The organism is Amycolatopsis sp. NBC_00345 (genome assembly GCF_036116635.1).
Classification (GTDB): Bacteria; Actinomycetota; Actinomycetes; order Mycobacteriales; family Pseudonocardiaceae; genus Amycolatopsis.
Map to the genome: position 1 here is coordinate 5728164 of NZ_CP107995.1, position 14838 is coordinate 5743001.

The window sequence follows — 14838 nt, forward strand, 5'->3', positions numbered from 1 at the left end:
ATGAGCACCGAACGGCACGTCGAGCTGCTGGGCCTGCTCGACACCGGCAACAAAGACCCCGCGACGCTGCTGCGGCGGGTGTGCAGCCTCAGCGTCGAGGTCTGCGCGGTCACCGGCGCGGCAGTGACCGTCCAGGGCGGCGACGACAACACCGCGCAGGCGGTGGCCTGCGCGACCGACGGGACCAGCCTGGTCCTCGACGATCTGCAGCGCACAGTCGGCGAAGGACCCAGGCTCGCGGCGCACAAGCACGGCGGCCCCGTACTGGTCGCCGATCTGGCGGCCGCGGGCGCCCGCTGGCCCGGCTTCGCCCCCGGAGCCAGGGCCGCCGGGGTGGCCGCGGTGTTCTCGTTCCCGCTGCGTGTCGGCGCGGTCCGGCTCGGGACGCTCGACCTGTACCGCACCAGCACGGGTTCCCTGAGCCGGGCCGGGCTACGGGACGCGCTGGTGCTGGCCGACATCGCCACGCACGCCGTCCTCGACGACCTGCGCAGCCCGGACCCGATGGACATCGGCTGGCTCTCCGACGTCCACCCGGTGGTCCACCAGGCCACCGGGGCCGTCACCGCGCAGCTGGACGTGAGCATGCGCGACGCGTTGCTGCTCATCCGCGCCCACGCCTACGCCCATCAGACGCCGCTGGACCAGGTGTCCCGGCAGATCATCGACCACCAACTCCGGCTCAAGACAGGAGACTGACCCATGTCCGAACACCAGGCCCGGACCCTCCCGGACACGGCCCCGGCCCCCGGCCGCGAACAGCGGCTGGCCGACACCTTCGTCGCGCTCGCCGACACCATGGTCGACGACTTCGACGTGCTGGAGTTCCTGCACATGCTGTGCGACCAGTGCGTCGCGCTGCTCGAGGTGTCCGCGGCCGGGGTGATCCTGCTCGACGAGCGCGGCGGGCTCCGCATGGCGGCCGCGTCCTCGGAACGCGCGGAGGTGCTGGAGATGTTCGCCGTGCAGACCGACGACGGGCCCTGCATCGACTGCGTGCGCAGCGGCACCCCGGTCGCGAGCGCGGACCTCACCGCGGACACCGCCCGCTGGCCACGCTTCGCCGCGGCCGCGCACGAATGCGGATTCCGTGCTGTGCAAGCGGTTCCGATGCGGCTGCGCCAGCAGGTCATCGGCGTGCTGACCCTGCTCAAGGTCGACCAGAACGGGGTCGACGACACCAGCACCCGGCTCGGCCAGGCCCTCGCCGACGTCGCCACCATCGGTTTGCTGCAGCAACGCGCCATCGGCAGCGCGGACCTGCTCGCCGAGCAGCTGCAGACCGCGCTCAACAGCCGGGTCATCATCGAACAGGCCAAAGGCGTGCTCTCCGTCCGCGGCGGCGACCTCGACATGGAAACAGCGTTCGCCGCCCTGCGCGGCTACGCCCGCTCCCACAACCAGCGCCTCTCGGAACTCGCCCGCGCCGTGGCGGAAGGCACCGCGGACATCGCCGAAATCCTTGCGCAGCACACCCGCGCTTAGATCGCCCGCGTGTCCGTCAGGCCGTCGGCCGCGCGAGCAGCTCGCGCACGGTCTGCGGTTCACGGCCGAGGAGGGTGCCGAGCAGCGGGTCGACCCCGGCGAAGAAGCCGTCGCGGGCGGCCTCGTACATGCCGAGCAGGAAGCGCGCCATGGTCTCCTGCTGCCCCGCGGCGACCTGGGTGGCGATCCACTCGTCGCTACTGATCACCGCGAGCTTGATCGTGCGGCCGGTCAGCTCGGACGCGATCGCCGCGACGTCCTCGAACGTGGGCGCGGCGGCGGCGGTGAGGGTCGTGGGGCCGTCGTAAGCGCCGTTCGAGGCAAGGATGACGGCCGCGGCCTCGGCAGCGTCCTCGCGAGCCGTCCAGGACACCGGTCCGTCCGCCGGAACCTCGATGACGCCGGTGTCGCGCCACGGCCCCGCCAGCAAGTTGAGGCTGTGCGCGTAGAAGCCATTGCGCAGCGACGTCCAGGCGACGCCGGACTCGGCCAGCAGTTGCTCGGTCGCCGCGTGATCACGCCCCGGCCAGAACGGTGTGTCGAGCGCGGCGCCCTGATGGCTCGTGTACAGGATCCGCCCGGCTCCGGCGCTGACGGCGGCGTTGACGGCGGTGCGGTGCAGGCTCACCCCGTCGGCGGCCGGGTCGTTCGACGACACCAGAAGCACCTGGTCGGCGCCCTCGAACGCGCCCGGCAGCGAGTCCGGTTCGGCGTAGTCGCCGCGCCGCACGGTGACGCCGCGGTCCGCGAAACGCTGGGCTTTGGCGGTGTCGCGCGCGACGACGACCAGCTCCTCCGCCGGCACATGGCCGAGAAGGTGGTCGACAGTCGCGCCGTTGAGTGCGCCGGTCGCTCCGGTGATGACGATCATGGTCAGCCTTCCGTTAACGATGGAATCAGTTTGATGATACCAACGGAAACAGACGGTAGCAGTGATGCGTTATCATTGGCAACATGATCGAGACGACCAGCAGCCGGAGCGAAACGCGGTCGAAGATCGTCGACGTCGCGGCGCGGCTGCTCCGAGAGCAAGGACCGGCGGCAGTCACCACGCGCGGGGTCGCGGAGGGAGCCGGGGTGCAGGCGCCGACGATCTACCGCCTGTTCGGCGACAAGGACGGCCTGCTCGACGCCGTGGCCGAGCACGTGATGGCCACCTACGTCTCCACCAAGGCCGCGATCGTGGAGGCCGCGTCGGCCGGGGACGTCGACCCCATCGACGATCTGCGCGCCGGGTGGGAAATGCAGATCGGCTTCGGCGTCGCGAACCCGACGCTCTTCGTCCTCCTGAGCGACCCGGCGCGGGCGCTGCGCTCGCCCGCGACGCAATCGGGCCAGCACGTGCTGGCATCGCGAGTCCACCGGGTCGCGCTGACCGGGCGGCTGCGGGTCAGCGAAAAGCGCGCGGTCGACCTGATCCACGCGGCCGGCACCGGCGCCGTGCTCACGCTCCTGTCGACGCCGCCCGAGCAACGCGATCCTCAACTGGCCGACGACCTCTTCGACACCGTTCTCCGGCGCATCGTCACGGACGCTCCCGAACGCCCCGAAACCAGTCCCGCGGCATCAGCGGTCGCCGTACGCGCCATCGCGTCCCAGCTCACCATGCTGAGCGACGCCGAACGGCAGCTCCTGACCGAGTGGCTCGACCGCGCAATCGGTGCCCTGTAAGCGATCCTCGCGAGCAGGCCGGGCTGCTGCGCGACGGGGCATCCCCGGCACCTTGGTCCGCATGATGATCGGCTTAATCCACAGGCGCGCCGGGCGACCGGTTGTCCAGCAAGTGGCGGGTGTAGTCGTAGAGACGGCGGGCGTCCTCGATGGTTGACACCTCAAGGTCAAGCGGCAGAGCACGGCCCTCGTCCACCGCGGTGATACGGCCGTAGCCGCCGGGTTCCAGGAAAGGCAGGATCTCGTCGACAGCGGCTTCGACGGGCTTTCCGGTCACGCGCAGCTGGGCGATCTGGGCCGCGGTCGTCGGGTCGTGGTCACCGGCGAAGCTCGTGGAGACGGTGCCAGGGAAGTTGTTCACGTAGCGGACATTCGACGCGGGATACCGGTCGACGAAGTCCACCGCGAGCAACGCGTTCAATATCCCCGCGTGAACCATCGCGGAAAGACCGTGATAATTAGTCCGCTGCTGGAGGTCATTCCATTGTGGAGTCCCGAAACTGCCCGCACCGCCGAAATTGAGCACAACGGGGTCGCCGGCGCGATCGAGCAGGCCGATCAGCCCGTGGCTGAGCAGGAACCGGCTGAGGTAGGACAGGGCGAAGTTCGACTCCACCCCGTCGGCCGTCTCGACCCGGGCCGACCGGAGGTATCGGGCGCCCAGGACGAGGACGTTCACCTGGTCGAGCTCGGCGGACAGCTGCTCGGTCAGCCTGATGTTCTCGTTGATGAGTTCGAGGTCGGCTTGGATGAAGGAAGCTCGCGCTTCGGCGCCCAGGCGGCGCGCGGCCGCCAGGAAGGACTGGCCTTTCGCCTGGTTGGTGCCGATGACCACAGCCCGGTCGCCCCGCTCCAGATAAGCCTGGGCGAGACCGCGGCCGATGCCGTCCGTGCCACCGGTGATCACGATCGTCTTCACGAGGACGCCCCGGCGGCGGCAGTGCCGAGCGGCGCGGTCCGGAGACCGCGGAAGAAGTCCTGGACATCGGCGACGAGCAGGTCGGGTGCTTGCAGGGCGGCGAAGTGCCCGCCACGATCGTAATTCCGCCAGCGAGTGACCTTGTTGGACAGTTGCGCCAGATCCCGGATGGCCTGGTCCCCCAGGAAGTTCGCCACCGCCGTCGGGACGCCGGACGGGGCGGGGCGTCCGGCCTGCAGCTCGGGCCCGACCTCGAAGTACAGGCGGGCCGCCGAGCCCGCGGTCCCGGTCAGCCAGAAAATCGTCACGTTGGTCAGGATCGCGTCACGGTCGACGGGGGTCTGTTTCGTCTGAGTGGGGTCGTAGTCGACGAACCACTCCAGGTTCCAGGCCAGCTGGCCGACCGGCGAATCGTTGAGTGCGTAAGCGATCGTCTGCGGACGGGTGCTCATTTCGTGCATGTAGCCGGAGCGGCCGTACCACCAGCGTTCGTTGGACAGCGCCGTTTCCCGGTCCGGTTCACTCAGCCGCTCGAGCTCATCCGGGGCCATCGGCGAGGCGGCGAAGGCCAGGGCGTTGACGTGGACTCCGATCACGCGTTCAGGGACTACCCGGGCGAGCTCGGGCGCGATGACGCTGCCGAAATCCCCGCCCTGCACCGCATAACGCTCGTAGCCCAGGCGGCTCATCAGCTCGGCCCAGGCGCGGGCGGTGCGGTTGACGCCCCAGCCCTGTTCGCGGGTCGGCCCCGAGAAGGCGTATCCGGGCAGCGAAGGGGCGATGATGTGGAAGGCGTCGGCCGGGTCGCCCCCGTGGGCGCGGGGATCGCTCAGCGGCCCGAGGATCGCGGAGAAATCGGCGATCGTGCTCGGCCAGCCGTGGGTGATGATCAACGGCGTCGCGTCCGGCTCGGGCGAGCGCAGGTGCAGGAAGTGGATGTTCTGCCCGTCGATTTCGACGGTGAACTGCGGGTACGCGTTCAGCGCGGCCTCCTGCGCCCGCCAGTCGTAACCGGTGCGCCAATAGTCGACGAGGTCCCGCAGCCATTCCCGGTTGACGCCGTAGGACCACCCGGCGCCGGGCAGCTCGTCCGGCCACCGGGTGCGGTCCAGGCGCTCGGCCAGATCCCTGAGTTCGGCTTCCGGGACATCGATGCGGAACGGCTGGGGCGCGGACGTCATTCGGTTCTCCTGGGATCTCGGGCCACGACATATGACAGCAGGCTGTCGTAGTGGCAATCTAGCAATATGACAGGCTGCTGTCAAAGATGGGCCCCAGGGCTCAGCCCACGCCCACGCGCTGCCAGCCGGGCTCGATGAGGGCGACGATCAGCTCCCGGTCACGCGAGTAGGCGGCGCCGCTGTACTTGTTCGCGATCCGGTCGATGACCTCCCAGGCGGCCTCCCCCGAGAGCCACTCGACCACCTCGCCGCGGAGGATGACCGGCCGGTACAGGTCGTCGGCCGGGGCCAGGGAGAGCGCGACCCGCGGGTCGCGCCGGAGGTTGCGCGCCTTGCGGGAGTCGGGGCCGGTGAAGATCGCGAGCCGGTCGCCGTGCGTGCCGATCCAGACCGGAACGGAGTGGGGTCCGCCATCGGGCAGGACGGTGGCGAGATGGGCGAACGAGGCACCGTCGAGCACTCGGCGGGCGTCGGGGTCGAGCATGGTGAGCATCTCCCGAAACGAGGTTACGAGGGACTGTCCAACAGGGATTCATCGTTCGACAGCACTGAAGGAAGGCGCGACAGCAGCGGCCGGGGCGGTCTGTCGCAGGACGACCCGCCGGCTATGACGTAACATGACAGCATGCTGCCAGCAGTGGACAACGTAGCAACACGACAGCCTGCTGTCAAAACTGCCGAGGAGGCCTGCGGGGCCTACACCGCGCTCCTCGACCAGGTCGTCAAGCTCGCCGAGGTCGTCGAGGCGGTCGGCAACGGGCTGGCCCGGCCGGTCGGCCAGAGCCGGGCGCGCTGGCAGGTGCTGGCGGCCGTCGAAGACGAGGCCGCTCCCGTCGGGGCGATCGCCTGCACCCTCGGGCACACGCGCCAGAGCGTCCAGCGCGTCGCGGACCTCCTCGTCGACGAGGGACTCGGCCGCTACCGGCCCAACCCCGCGCATCAGCGCGCCAAGCTGTTCGAAGTCACCGCCAAGGGCCGCACGGCACTGCGGAAGATCCAGGCGGCCGAGTCCCAGTGCGCCCGTCGCGCCGCCGCGGGCATGGACCCCGAGAGCTTCGATGTCGCCCGCCAGACCCTCAGCGAACTGCAGCAACGCCTCGAATCCGAGCTGGCCTGATGCGGATCGGCGAGCTGTCCAAGCGCACGGGCGCGAGCCCGCGCTCACTGCGGTACTACGAGGAGCAGGGCCTGCTGACCAGCTCGCGCTCCGACACCGGGCAGCGTCACTATTCCGATTCCGAGGTCCAGCGCGTGTCGCTCATCCGGCAGCTGTTCGACGCGGGTATGTCCAGCCGGGTGATCGCGAGTGTGCTGCCGTGTGTGGAGACCCCCGGCGACGTGGGTGTCGTCGAGTCGGCGTTCGCGACGATGACGCGCGAGCGCGACCGGATCGACGCCGACATCGCGCACCTGGTCGAGACCCGGGCCGCGCTCGACGTGCTGATCGAGGCCAACAGCCGGCACCAGGCGGAGATGTCCGCCGCCCCGGAAGCGGTGGCCCAGCCGGCCTGATGCCGTGACCTGCGTCCCAGCCGGTTGCCTCTGACATCGGTGTGAGCGGTGAGGATGGCCGCAGGGCCCGGAACCACCGGGCCCGGTGATCCGGGAGGCGGCGGAAAATGGGGCAGGCGTGGGGTTTCGGCAGGTATGGCGGGCCCGAGGTGCAGGAGTTCTTCGAGCGTCCCGATCCCGTCCCCGGTCGCGGCGAGGTGCTGATCCGGGTCGACGTCGCCGGCGTGAATCCCCTTGACCATCTGCTGCGCGCGGGTCTGGTCCCCGGGCTCGACGGCGGGCGCCCGTTCCCCCGCGTGCTGGGTGTGGAGGCGGCGGGCACCGTTCTCGCCCTGGGTGAGGACGTCGATGGGCTCGAGGTGGGCGACGCGGTCTTCGGCTTCGCGCTCACTGGTGGCGGCACGTACGCCGAGACGACCGTGCTGTCCGCGCCGAACACCGCGCGCGTCCCGGCGGGCCTGTCCGCGACCGTGGCGGCAACGCTGCCGGTGGCCGGGACGACCGCGGTGGACGCGCTCGACCAGCTCGGCCTCCCGGCCGGGGCCACGGTCCTGGTCAACGGGGTCGGAGGCGGGGTCGGCCTCGCCGTCGCCCGGCTGGCCGTCGCGCGCGAGCTGCGGGTGATCGGCACCGGCAGTGCCGCCAAACGCGAGCACGCCGAGGCCGTCGGGGCGCGGTTCCTCGACTACACCGCCGAGGACGTCGTCGCCGAGGCCCGCGAGCTGGTCCCGGACGGCTTCGACGGGATCGTCGACCTGGTCGGCGGCACCTCGCTGCGGACGGTCGCCCCGCTGGCCCGGGATCCCCGCAACGTCATCGCCGTCGGTGACATGTCGGTGCCCGAGCTCGGTGGGCGTTTCGTCGAACGCCGTCTCGACCGCGAGAACCTGGAACGGTCCGCCCGGCTGGCCCTCGACGGAGTCCTCGCGCCCGTGATCACCGCGATCCATCCGCTCTCCGACGCCCCGGCCGCCCTCGCCACCGTCGAAAACGGCCACACATCGGGCAAGGTCGTCATCAAGGTGGCCTGAGAAGTGCCCCGCAGTCCCTCCGTTACTAATCCGACCGGAAGTAGGCGGATACGGTCTGCAGCCGATCTGCTTGTAGGGACCCGTTTCCGCCGTGGCTGTAGCCGGATTAGTAACGAACGGCACAGTACGGATCGGATTACTCTGTCGGCCCGGTCGTGCGTCCACGAGACTGACCTGCGGAATCAGTTCGGCAACGGAGGGGAAGTGAGCTGGTCGTGACGCGCGGAATCAGCGGGATCGGACGATGGGCGGTGGCCGGAGCGGTGGCCGCCATGGCCACCTTGTTCTTGAGTTCCCCGGCCTCGGCCGCTCCGCAGACGGCGGACAACATCTGCGTCAAGGTGTACCTGCACGACGTCGGGTGGCAGGACCAGCAGTGTGGTGCGGCGGGCAACGCCGTGACCGCCGGCTCGCCGGGAGCGGGCCACCAGGTGGAGGCGATGACGGCCACGGTCACCGGAAGCAGCCTCTGCCTCATGGCCAACATGCAGGGCTCCGGATGGGACCCGTCGTGGTCCTGCGCCGGTGACGGCCAGTCGGTCACGATCGGCAAGGCCGGTCAGGGCCTGCGCCTGGAGGCGGTGCAGTTCGGCGTGCAGTCCGGGGTGATCTGCGGGAACTCCTTCGTGACGGGCGTGGGCTGGAACCCGAACTGGTACTGCGGGGTCGACGGCGGGACCAACTCGATCGGCACCACCGGGCAGGACCAGCCCATGGAGGCCGTGGGCTTCGAGATCTGCCGGCCGGAGGGCTGCTGACTTTTCTTACGGGGCAGGGACTTCCTGTTTGGCCGGAAGTCCCTGCCGCGACACCTTGGCAACCGGGCCACGCCGGTTCAAGCGCGCCGTACGGTGACCTCGTCGATCAGCGTGCCGTCCTCGGCGAGCGCGCGCACCGTCATCTGGGCGGAGGCGCCGCCCGCCGCCGGAGCGACGTCGACCGCCACCAGGCCGTAACCCCGGTAGCGCACCCGGGACCACGTGACCGCGGTGTCCGTGTGGCTGGTGCTGTTCTTCTTGAAGCACTTCATCGTCGGGGTGCCACTGCTGCTTTCGTGGTCCAGATAGCTCTCCGGGGGATTCTTGTAAAACGTGTCGAGGCTCTGGCCACCGCCGCCGGCCGTGACGTAAGTGGTGCCGTCCAGTGACGGCGTGACCGTGCCCCGGGGTTTCACCGGTTTGGTGCCCTTGCCCGCCCGGATCGGGTCCGTGCGCTCGTAGAGACGGTTGTGCGCGTTCAGCACCAGGTCGACCTTGTGCTTGTCGAACAGCGGCGCCCACTTCTGCTGGGCGACGCTCTCGGCCCCGCCGGCGTCGGCGGTGGAGTACGGGGCGTGGTGGAGGTAGACCACGACGAAGTCGATCGTGGGATCAGCGCGGAAACTGCCGAGTCTGCCGTCCAGCCAGGTGGCCTGCCGGCCCTGGGTGTAGTCGGCGTTCCCGGTGTTGCGGGAGCAGATGTCGTTGCCGTCCAAGCTGATCAGCCCGACGTTCTGGTACCGCCACGAGTAGATGCCGGTGGAGCCGCTCCACGCGTTGTCCGGCATGGTGAATCGCGCCTTGGTCCCGTCGTAGCCGTTGGTGGCGTACCAGTCCTCCATCTCGCGGTTGCCCAGCGCGATCATCCACGGGGTCCCGGCGGCGACGAGCTCGTTCTGGGCGAGGTAGGAGTCCCACTTCCCGGCGTCGTACTTGTCGCTGTCCGTGTGCCCGCCTTCGGCGTTGGTCGTGCCCGAAGTGATGGCGTAGCTCAGGTTCCCGAGGGCGAGGGTGAAGGCCGGCGCGAGATCCGCGAGCTGGCTGTTCGCCCGGCGCGCGTTGTAGCCGACGCCTTGGTCGCCGAAAGCGGTGAAGGTGAACGACTCGGTGCCCCCGGCGGCCGGGGCGGTGCGGAAGGTGGCGATTTCGCCGGGACGTCCGCTCGCAGTGGGGTCGTAATCCTGGTGCCCCACAACGTAGTGGTACGTCGTGGCGGGCGTCAGGTTGTCGAGCCGGACGTGCAGGTAGTACTGGCTCATGGTGTCCGGCGCGTGCGGCGGGAAGTCGTGTTCGGGCTCCTGCCACGAAAGCTCGCTCTTCAGCGTGCGGGCCTCGGCGGCGATCGGGGAGCCGAAAGCGCCCGAGCCGGTGGCGATCCGGACGTACGGCCCGGTCACCGCGCCGAGTTCCTGCCAGGAGATCACCACCTGCGTGGACGGGTCCTGGCCGTAGGCGAGGTGCCGCCCGAGCGGGCGCAGTTTCAGGGCGGCGCTGGATGCTTTTTTATTGGGCGCTGCTGTATTGGGCGCGGCCGTCACGGCACCGGGGAGCAGTGCGCCGGCGGTGAGGACCGCGCCGCCCACGGCGCCCGCCCTGAACAACGCCCGCCGCGAGTACTTTTCTTCGTTCTGCGGAGTCTCAGCCATGAAGGAGCCTTCTCAGCTAGGTCGTGGGTAGACGTGATTGTCGTTGCCGCGCGCGGTAAAGCCGCCCGTCAGCTGCGCCGCACGGTGATCTCGTCGACCGGTGTCCCCGTCTCGGTGAGCGCGCGCACCTTCATCTGGGCGGGGCTGCCGTTCGCGGCCGGGGTGACGTCGACCGTGACCAGGCTGTAGCCGCGGTAGCGCACGCGGGACCAGGTGACCTTGGCCGAATGCCCCTCCCCGTCCTCGTCGTCGAACCGCATCGTGGCCGTGGCGTCCTTGACGTGGCCGTCGTAGGAATCGTCGATCTTCGAGTCGACCCACTCGTTGACGCCCTCGCCGCCACCGCCGGCGGTGATGTAGGTGGTGCCGTCCTTGACCGGGTCGACGGTGCTCCGGATGGCCGCCTTCTTGCCGGCCTTGCCCGCGCGGATGGGGTCGGTGCGTTCGTAGACGTGGTTGTGCCCGTTGAGCACCAGGTCCACCTGGTACTGGTCGAACAGCGGGGCCCACTTCTGCTGCGCGCCGAGCTCCGCGCCGTTGGACGACGAGGTGGAGTACGTGCACTGGTGGCAGTAGACGACGATGAAGTCGATCGTCGGATCGCCGCGGAACCGGGCCAGCTGCGCCTTGAGCCAGGCCAGCTGCTTGCCCTCGGTGTAGTCCAGATTGGACGGACTGTTGTAGCAGATGTCGTTGCCGTCCAGGCTGATCAGCCCGACGTTCTGGTATCGCCACGAGTAGATGCAGGTGGAGCCGTCCCACGCGTTGTCCGGCATGGTGAACCGGGCCCGCGCCCCGCTGTAGCCGTGGTAGTCGTACCACCCCTCCATCTCGTGGTTGCCGAGCGCGACCATCCACGGGACCTCGGCGGCGATGGATTCGTTCTGCGCGAAGAACGAATCCCACTTGCGCGCGTCGTAGACGTCCTCGTCCGGGTGCCCGCCCTCGCCGTTGAGCGCGTAGCTCATATCGCCCATGGCGAGGTGGAACCGGGGCGCGAGATCGGCGACCAGGCTGTTGGTCGCGACCGCGTTGTAGCCGACCCCCTGGTCACCGAAGGCGGTGAAGGAGAACGCGGTGGTGCTCGCCGTCGCCGGAGCGGTGCGGAAGGTGGCGACCTCACCGAGCCGTCCGCTGGTGACGGGGTCGTAGCCCTGGTGGCCCACGACGTAGTAGTAGGTGGTGCCAGGCACCAGGTTGTCCAGCCGCGCGTGCAGGTAGTACTGGGTCACGGCTTTCCCGAGATGCGGCGAAAACGTGTGGTCCGGCTTCTGCCAGGCCAGGTCGCTGACCAGCGCCCGCGTCTCGGCCGGCACCGGCTCGCCGTACTCCCCCGCAACGGTGCCGAACCGCAGGTAGGGCGCGGTCACCTGGGCGGGCGTCTGCCAGGAGACCACCACCGCGCGCGAGGAGTCCGCGCCGTACGCGAGGTGCCGCCCGAACGGCCGCAACACCGATCCGGCGACCGTCTCGGCGTTGAGCAGCACGGTCGGGACGGCAAACGGACTGGCCGCCGCGGTGCCGGGGAGCAGAACACCACCGGACGTGAGCGCGACGCCCCCCATCGCGCCCATCCGGAAGACGTTCCGGCGGGAGTACCGCCGCATGACGTCGTCGTATTGTTCCTGCAAACGGGGCTGCCGGGCGGGATAGCGGGAGGATCGAGTGCTCCTGCGCCGCGGAGTCTCTGACATGGCTGAATGTTAGGAAACTTTCCTAACATGGTCAATGGGCCACCTGGACTACGCCTGCCACGTCGAACGGGTGGTCGGCGGTGGCAGGTCGAACGGGTGGTCGGCGGGTGGCACGACTCGCGGCTCACCCCCCGCCGGCCGTCGGGGCGCCCGCGCGTCCACCAGATCGTCGTGACGCACGGTGGCACCTTGGCCTTCGTCGTCGCGCACTGGATCGGGATGCCGATCCAGTCGCTGGGCCAGGTGAATTTCCGAGTGTCCCCGGGCAGCATCACCACAGTGCGCGAAGACGACTACTTTCACAGCCGGCAGGTCGTCAGCCTTGGCGATACCCGCCATCTCGAGCACTAGGCTCGCCCGGTGAACGCCCGCAACCGGCCGTTGAGGAGCAGCGATGGATGGTCCCGCACCGAAATTCAGCCACTTCGACAACACCCGGCACGAGCACTGGACGATCATCGGTGTCGCGGATTCGCCCGATGACCCGGGCGTGCGGTCGATCGAAATCTTCCAGGGCCCGGACCGCAACGAGCCTCGGCTGGTGCTCACGCCCGAGGAGGTGCCCCAGTTCGTCGCAGGGCTCATCGCCACGGTCGTGCCCGGTGACCTGACGGCGGAAGAAGAAGACTGATCCCCACCCGGGCTTGACCGATCAACCCACCGGACGGTGGCGCGGGATGGTTCAGCCGTTGGGCGCGGAGTCCTTTTCGGACAGAACCGGGTGCGCGGTCGCCAGTGCCGCGTACGTTTCCGGCTTGCGGCGGCGCAAATACGCGGCCACGCCGAGCCCGGCCACGATCAGGATCGGCAGCAACCACGGCAGCAGCGCGATCCAGCCCGCGGCCGAACCGGCCATGGTCGGGAAGTTCAGCACGGCCAGCACGATCACCACGATCAGCCCGGCCCCGCCGATTCCCGGGGCGGCACACGTGCTCCACCAGTGCGGATCGCGCCGCCGGCGGAAGAAGACCACCACCGCGATCGACGCCATCGCCTGCAGGACGAGGATCGCCAGCGTGCCGAACCCCGTCATCGACGCGGTCAGGAACGCGACCGGATCCAGGCCGAGCACCGCGAAAACGGCGGCGACCACGGTGGCGAACGCGATCTGCGCCGCACTGGCGTTACGGGGAGTGCCGGACGCGGTCCGGGCCAGCGCCTTCGGCAGCACCCCGTCCCGGGCGAGGGCGAAGATGTAGCGGCTCGCTGAGTTGTGCAGTGCGAGCAGCGCGGCGAACAGGCTCACCACCAGCAGCAGCTGCATCACGTCGGTCAGGGCGGGGCCGAGCACGCCCTGCGAGGTGGCCAGCAACAGGTCGCCCGTGGCGAGGTGCCGCACCGCGACCGGCTGCGCGTCGGGCACGCCGATCGCGCTCACCAGCGCCAGCGAGGTGATCGCCGCGAAGATCCCGATGGAGACGACCGCGATGTAGGTGGCGCGCGGCACCGACCGGTTCGGGTCCCGCGCCTCCTCGCTGAACAGCGCCGTCGCCTCGAACCCGATGAAACACGTGGCCGCGAAGAGCAGCCCGAGGCCGACCGACCCGGACGCGACGACGGACGGCGAGAACGCCGCGAGCGAATAACCCGAGCGCACGAGCACCGCGACGTCGAACACGACCAGGATGCCGACCTCGAGGATCAGCGACACCGCGAGCACTTTCGCCGAGACGTCCACCCCGCGCCGGCTGAGCAGGAACACCGCGGCCACCGACACCGCCGACCAGAGCTCCCACGGCAGGTCGAGGTGGAACACGCTGTTCATCACGCCCGAAGTGAGCGCGCCGGACGTGCCAACGGCGCCTGCGACGAAGCAGTTGTACCCGGCGAGCGCGACGAACGCCCCGGAGAGCCCGGCCGGACGTCCGAGCGCGGCGGTGATGTAGGCGTAGAAACCGCCGACGTTGGACACGTACTTGCTCATCCGCGCGTAACCAATCCCGAACAGCAGCAGCACCACCCCGGCGAGCAGGAACGACGCCGGCATGCCCCCACCGTTGCCGAGTGCGATGCCGAGCCCCGCGATCACCACCATCCCGGTCAACGGTGCGACCGCGGCGAGCACCAGGAAGGCGATCCCGCCGGTGCCGAGCGCGTTGGCGCGCAGCCGCCCGGCGCGCTCGGGTGTCGACGGCTGCTGTGGCATCGGGCCCTCCTGCGGTCAGGATCCACTCGCGGCACGGCGATGCCCGCGGGGCGTCCCAGCGTGCCGCGACGGGGCCGGAAGTGCTTGTCACAGCAGGAAGACCTGTTGCCGATCCGCGCACCTACGCCGCGTCCCGTTGCCGGGTGCCTTGCGCCGGGTGCCTCTCCGCCAGCGCACTCCCGCGCCAGGCACCCCGGCGCCAGCGCACGCTGCGCCAGGCGCTCCTGCGCCAACACACCCTATGCCGGGCGCTCCGCCAGACACTCTGCGCCAACGCACCCTGTGCCGGGTGCCTCTCCGCCAGCGCAGTCCCGCGCCAGGCACCCTGCGGCAGCGCACGCTGTGCCGAGCGCTCCGCCAGACACCCTGCGCCAGGCACCCCTCCGCCAACACACCCCTGTACCAGGCACCCCTGCGCCGGGCACCCCGTCAGCCAGCGCACCCCTGCGCCAGGCACCCCAGTGCCGGGCGCTTCGCCAGACACCCTGCGCCGGGCGCTCCCCCGCCAGCACACCTCGCGCCAGGCACCCCTGCGCCAACGCACCCTATGCCGGGCGCTCCGCCAGACGCCTTGCGCCGGGCGCTCCCCCGCCAGCACACCTCGCGCCAGGCACCCCTGCGCCAACGCACCCTATGCCGGGCGCTCCGCCAGACGCCTTGCGCCGGGCGCTCCCCCGCCAGCACACCTCGCGCCAGGCACCCCTGCGCCAACGCACCCTATGCCGGGCGCTCCGCCAGACGCCTTGCGCCGGGCGCCCCTCCGCCAGCACACCCCGCGCCGGGCACCCCCTGCGC

At 70.1% G+C, this 14838-nt stretch carries 17 protein-coding genes; 9 read left to right on the top strand and 8 right to left on the bottom strand.

Annotation, left to right across the window (positions count from 1 at the left end):
* Together OG943_RS25535 and OG943_RS25540 are read left to right on the top strand one after the other, a co-directional pair.
* Positions 1 to 699 (top strand): GAF and ANTAR domain-containing protein, encoded by a 699-nt coding sequence (locus OG943_RS25535; RefSeq protein ID WP_328603447.1) that lies wholly within the window; start codon positions 1 to 3, stop codon positions 697 to 699.
* A gap of 3 nt (positions 700 to 702) precedes the next feature.
* Entirely contained in the window at positions 703 to 1485 is a 783-nt protein-coding gene (locus tag OG943_RS25540) for a GAF and ANTAR domain-containing protein (RefSeq protein WP_328603448.1), read from the top strand.
* A gap of 16 nt (positions 1486 to 1501) precedes the next feature.
* Here OG943_RS25540 and OG943_RS25545 read toward each other — a convergent pair whose 3' ends face one another.
* Positions 1502 to 2356, bottom strand: coding sequence for an NmrA family NAD(P)-binding protein (locus tag OG943_RS25545; protein WP_328603449.1), 855 nt, complete (start codon positions 2354 to 2356; stop codon positions 1502 to 1504).
* A gap of 83 nt (positions 2357 to 2439) precedes the next feature.
* Here OG943_RS25545 and OG943_RS25550 point away from each other — a divergent pair, with 83 nt between their 5' ends.
* Positions 2440 to 3156, top strand: a complete 717-nt coding sequence (locus OG943_RS25550; protein WP_328603450.1) for a TetR/AcrR family transcriptional regulator — start codon at positions 2440 to 2442, stop codon at positions 3154 to 3156.
* 73 nt (positions 3157 to 3229) lie between these two features.
* Here OG943_RS25550 and OG943_RS25555 read toward each other — a convergent pair whose 3' ends face one another.
* The 3 genes from OG943_RS25555 to OG943_RS25565 form a co-directional block, all read right to left on the bottom strand.
* A complete protein-coding gene (locus OG943_RS25555; protein WP_328603451.1) occupies positions 3230 to 4075 on the bottom strand; it encodes an SDR family NAD(P)-dependent oxidoreductase in 846 nt (281 codons plus the stop codon).
* A complete protein-coding gene (locus OG943_RS25560; RefSeq protein ID WP_328603452.1) occupies positions 4072 to 5256 on the bottom strand; it encodes an epoxide hydrolase family protein in 1185 nt (394 codons plus the stop codon). The genes OG943_RS25555 and OG943_RS25560 overlap by 4 nt, the downstream gene beginning before the upstream one ends.
* 100 nt (positions 5257 to 5356) lie before the next feature.
* Positions 5357 to 5740 carry a TIGR03618 family F420-dependent PPOX class oxidoreductase gene (locus OG943_RS25565; protein ID WP_328603453.1) on the bottom strand — a complete coding sequence of 128 codons (384 nt, stop codon included), beginning with the start codon at positions 5738 to 5740 and terminating at the stop codon, positions 5357 to 5359.
* Between the two features lie 141 nt (positions 5741 to 5881).
* Between OG943_RS25565 and OG943_RS25570 the strand changes: the two genes are divergently transcribed.
* The 4 genes from OG943_RS25570 (at position 5882) to OG943_RS25585 (ending at position 8557) form a co-directional block, all read left to right on the top strand.
* Positions 5882 to 6373 (top strand): MarR family winged helix-turn-helix transcriptional regulator, encoded by a 492-nt coding sequence (locus OG943_RS25570; RefSeq protein ID WP_328603454.1) that lies wholly within the window; start codon positions 5882 to 5884, stop codon positions 6371 to 6373.
* Positions 6373 to 6768, top strand: coding sequence for a MerR family transcriptional regulator (locus OG943_RS25575; RefSeq protein ID WP_328603455.1), 396 nt, complete (start codon positions 6373 to 6375; stop codon positions 6766 to 6768). Before OG943_RS25570 ends, OG943_RS25575 begins: the two co-directional genes overlap by 1 nt.
* A 107-nt stretch (positions 6769 to 6875) precedes the next feature.
* The gene (locus OG943_RS25580; protein ID WP_328603456.1) at positions 6876 to 7799 is read left to right on the top strand and encodes an NADP-dependent oxidoreductase; all 924 of its coding nucleotides are present in this window, start codon (positions 6876 to 6878) and stop codon (positions 7797 to 7799) included.
* A gap of 272 nt (positions 7800 to 8071) precedes the next feature.
* The gene (locus tag OG943_RS25585) at positions 8072 to 8557 is read left to right on the top strand and encodes a hypothetical protein (RefSeq protein ID WP_328603457.1); all 486 of its coding nucleotides are present in this window, start codon (positions 8072 to 8074) and stop codon (positions 8555 to 8557) included.
* Between the two features lie 77 nt (positions 8558 to 8634).
* On the opposite strand, the gene OG943_RS25590 is transcribed toward OG943_RS25585, so the two are convergent.
* The 3 genes from OG943_RS25590 to OG943_RS25600 all read right to left on the bottom strand — a co-directional run bounded on the left by OG943_RS25590 (position 8635) and on the right by OG943_RS25600 (position 12077).
* Positions 8635 to 10203 (bottom strand): purple acid phosphatase family protein, encoded by a 1569-nt coding sequence (locus OG943_RS25590; protein WP_328603458.1) that lies wholly within the window; start codon positions 10201 to 10203, stop codon positions 8635 to 8637.
* 68 nt (positions 10204 to 10271) lie between these two features.
* Positions 10272 to 11777, bottom strand: coding sequence for a purple acid phosphatase family protein (locus OG943_RS25595; protein ID WP_328603459.1), 1506 nt, complete (start codon positions 11775 to 11777; stop codon positions 10272 to 10274).
* A 168-nt stretch (positions 11778 to 11945) separates the two neighbouring features.
* The gene (locus tag OG943_RS25600) at positions 11946 to 12077 is read right to left on the bottom strand and encodes a hypothetical protein (protein ID WP_328603460.1); all 132 of its coding nucleotides are present in this window, start codon (positions 12075 to 12077) and stop codon (positions 11946 to 11948) included.
* 9 nt (positions 12078 to 12086) lie between these two features.
* Between OG943_RS25600 and OG943_RS25605 the strand changes: the two genes are divergently transcribed.
* The gene (locus OG943_RS25605) at positions 12087 to 12248 is read left to right on the top strand and encodes a hypothetical protein (RefSeq protein WP_328603461.1); all 162 of its coding nucleotides are present in this window, start codon (positions 12087 to 12089) and stop codon (positions 12246 to 12248) included.
* A 43-nt stretch (positions 12249 to 12291) separates the two neighbouring features.
* The gene (locus OG943_RS25610; protein WP_328603462.1) at positions 12292 to 12528 is read left to right on the top strand and encodes a hypothetical protein; all 237 of its coding nucleotides are present in this window, start codon (positions 12292 to 12294) and stop codon (positions 12526 to 12528) included.
* Between the two features lie 51 nt (positions 12529 to 12579).
* Here the strand turns inward: OG943_RS25610 and OG943_RS25615 are convergent, their stop codons facing one another.
* Positions 12580 to 14043, bottom strand: coding sequence for an APC family permease (locus OG943_RS25615; RefSeq protein ID WP_328603463.1), 1464 nt, complete (start codon positions 14041 to 14043; stop codon positions 12580 to 12582).
* Positions 14044 to 14838 lie beyond the last annotated feature (795 nt).

Bases quoted from the DNA above. Each gene is read 5' to 3' on its own strand.
- OG943_RS25575 (WP_328603455.1), top strand. From the start codon at position 6,373: ATGCGGATCGGCGAGCTGTCCAAGCGCACGGGCGCGAGCCCGCGCTCA.
- OG943_RS25535 (WP_328603447.1), top strand. From the start codon at position 1: ATGAGCACCGAACGGCACGTCGAGCTGCTGGGCCTGCTCGACACCGGC.
- OG943_RS25585 (WP_328603457.1), top strand. From the start codon at position 8,072: ATGGCCACCTTGTTCTTGAGTTCCCCGGCCTCGGCCGCTCCGCAGACG.
- OG943_RS25540 (WP_328603448.1), top strand. From the start codon at position 703: ATGTCCGAACACCAGGCCCGGACCCTCCCGGACACGGCCCCGGCCCCC.
- OG943_RS25545 (WP_328603449.1), bottom strand. From the start codon at position 2,356: ATGATCGTCATCACCGGAGCGACCGGCGCACTCAACGGCGCGACTGTC.
- OG943_RS25560 (WP_328603452.1), bottom strand. From the start codon at position 5,256: ATGACGTCCGCGCCCCAGCCGTTCCGCATCGATGTCCCGGAAGCCGAA.
- OG943_RS25580 (WP_328603456.1), top strand. From the start codon at position 6,876: ATGGGGCAGGCGTGGGGTTTCGGCAGGTATGGCGGGCCCGAGGTGCAG.
- OG943_RS25610 (WP_328603462.1), top strand. From the start codon at position 12,292: ATGGATGGTCCCGCACCGAAATTCAGCCACTTCGACAACACCCGGCAC.
- OG943_RS25550 (WP_328603450.1), top strand. From the start codon at position 2,440: ATGATCGAGACGACCAGCAGCCGGAGCGAAACGCGGTCGAAGATCGTC.
- OG943_RS25570 (WP_328603454.1), top strand. From the start codon at position 5,882: ATGCTGCCAGCAGTGGACAACGTAGCAACACGACAGCCTGCTGTCAAA.
- OG943_RS25595 (WP_328603459.1), bottom strand. From the start codon at position 11,777: ATGGGCGCGATGGGGGGCGTCGCGCTCACGTCCGGTGGTGTTCTGCTC.
- OG943_RS25565 (WP_328603453.1), bottom strand. From the start codon at position 5,740: ATGCTCGACCCCGACGCCCGCCGAGTGCTCGACGGTGCCTCGTTCGCC.
- OG943_RS25590 (WP_328603458.1), bottom strand. From the start codon at position 10,203: ATGGCTGAGACTCCGCAGAACGAAGAAAAGTACTCGCGGCGGGCGTTG.
- OG943_RS25615 (WP_328603463.1), bottom strand. From the start codon at position 14,043: ATGCCACAGCAGCCGTCGACACCCGAGCGCGCCGGGCGGCTGCGCGCC.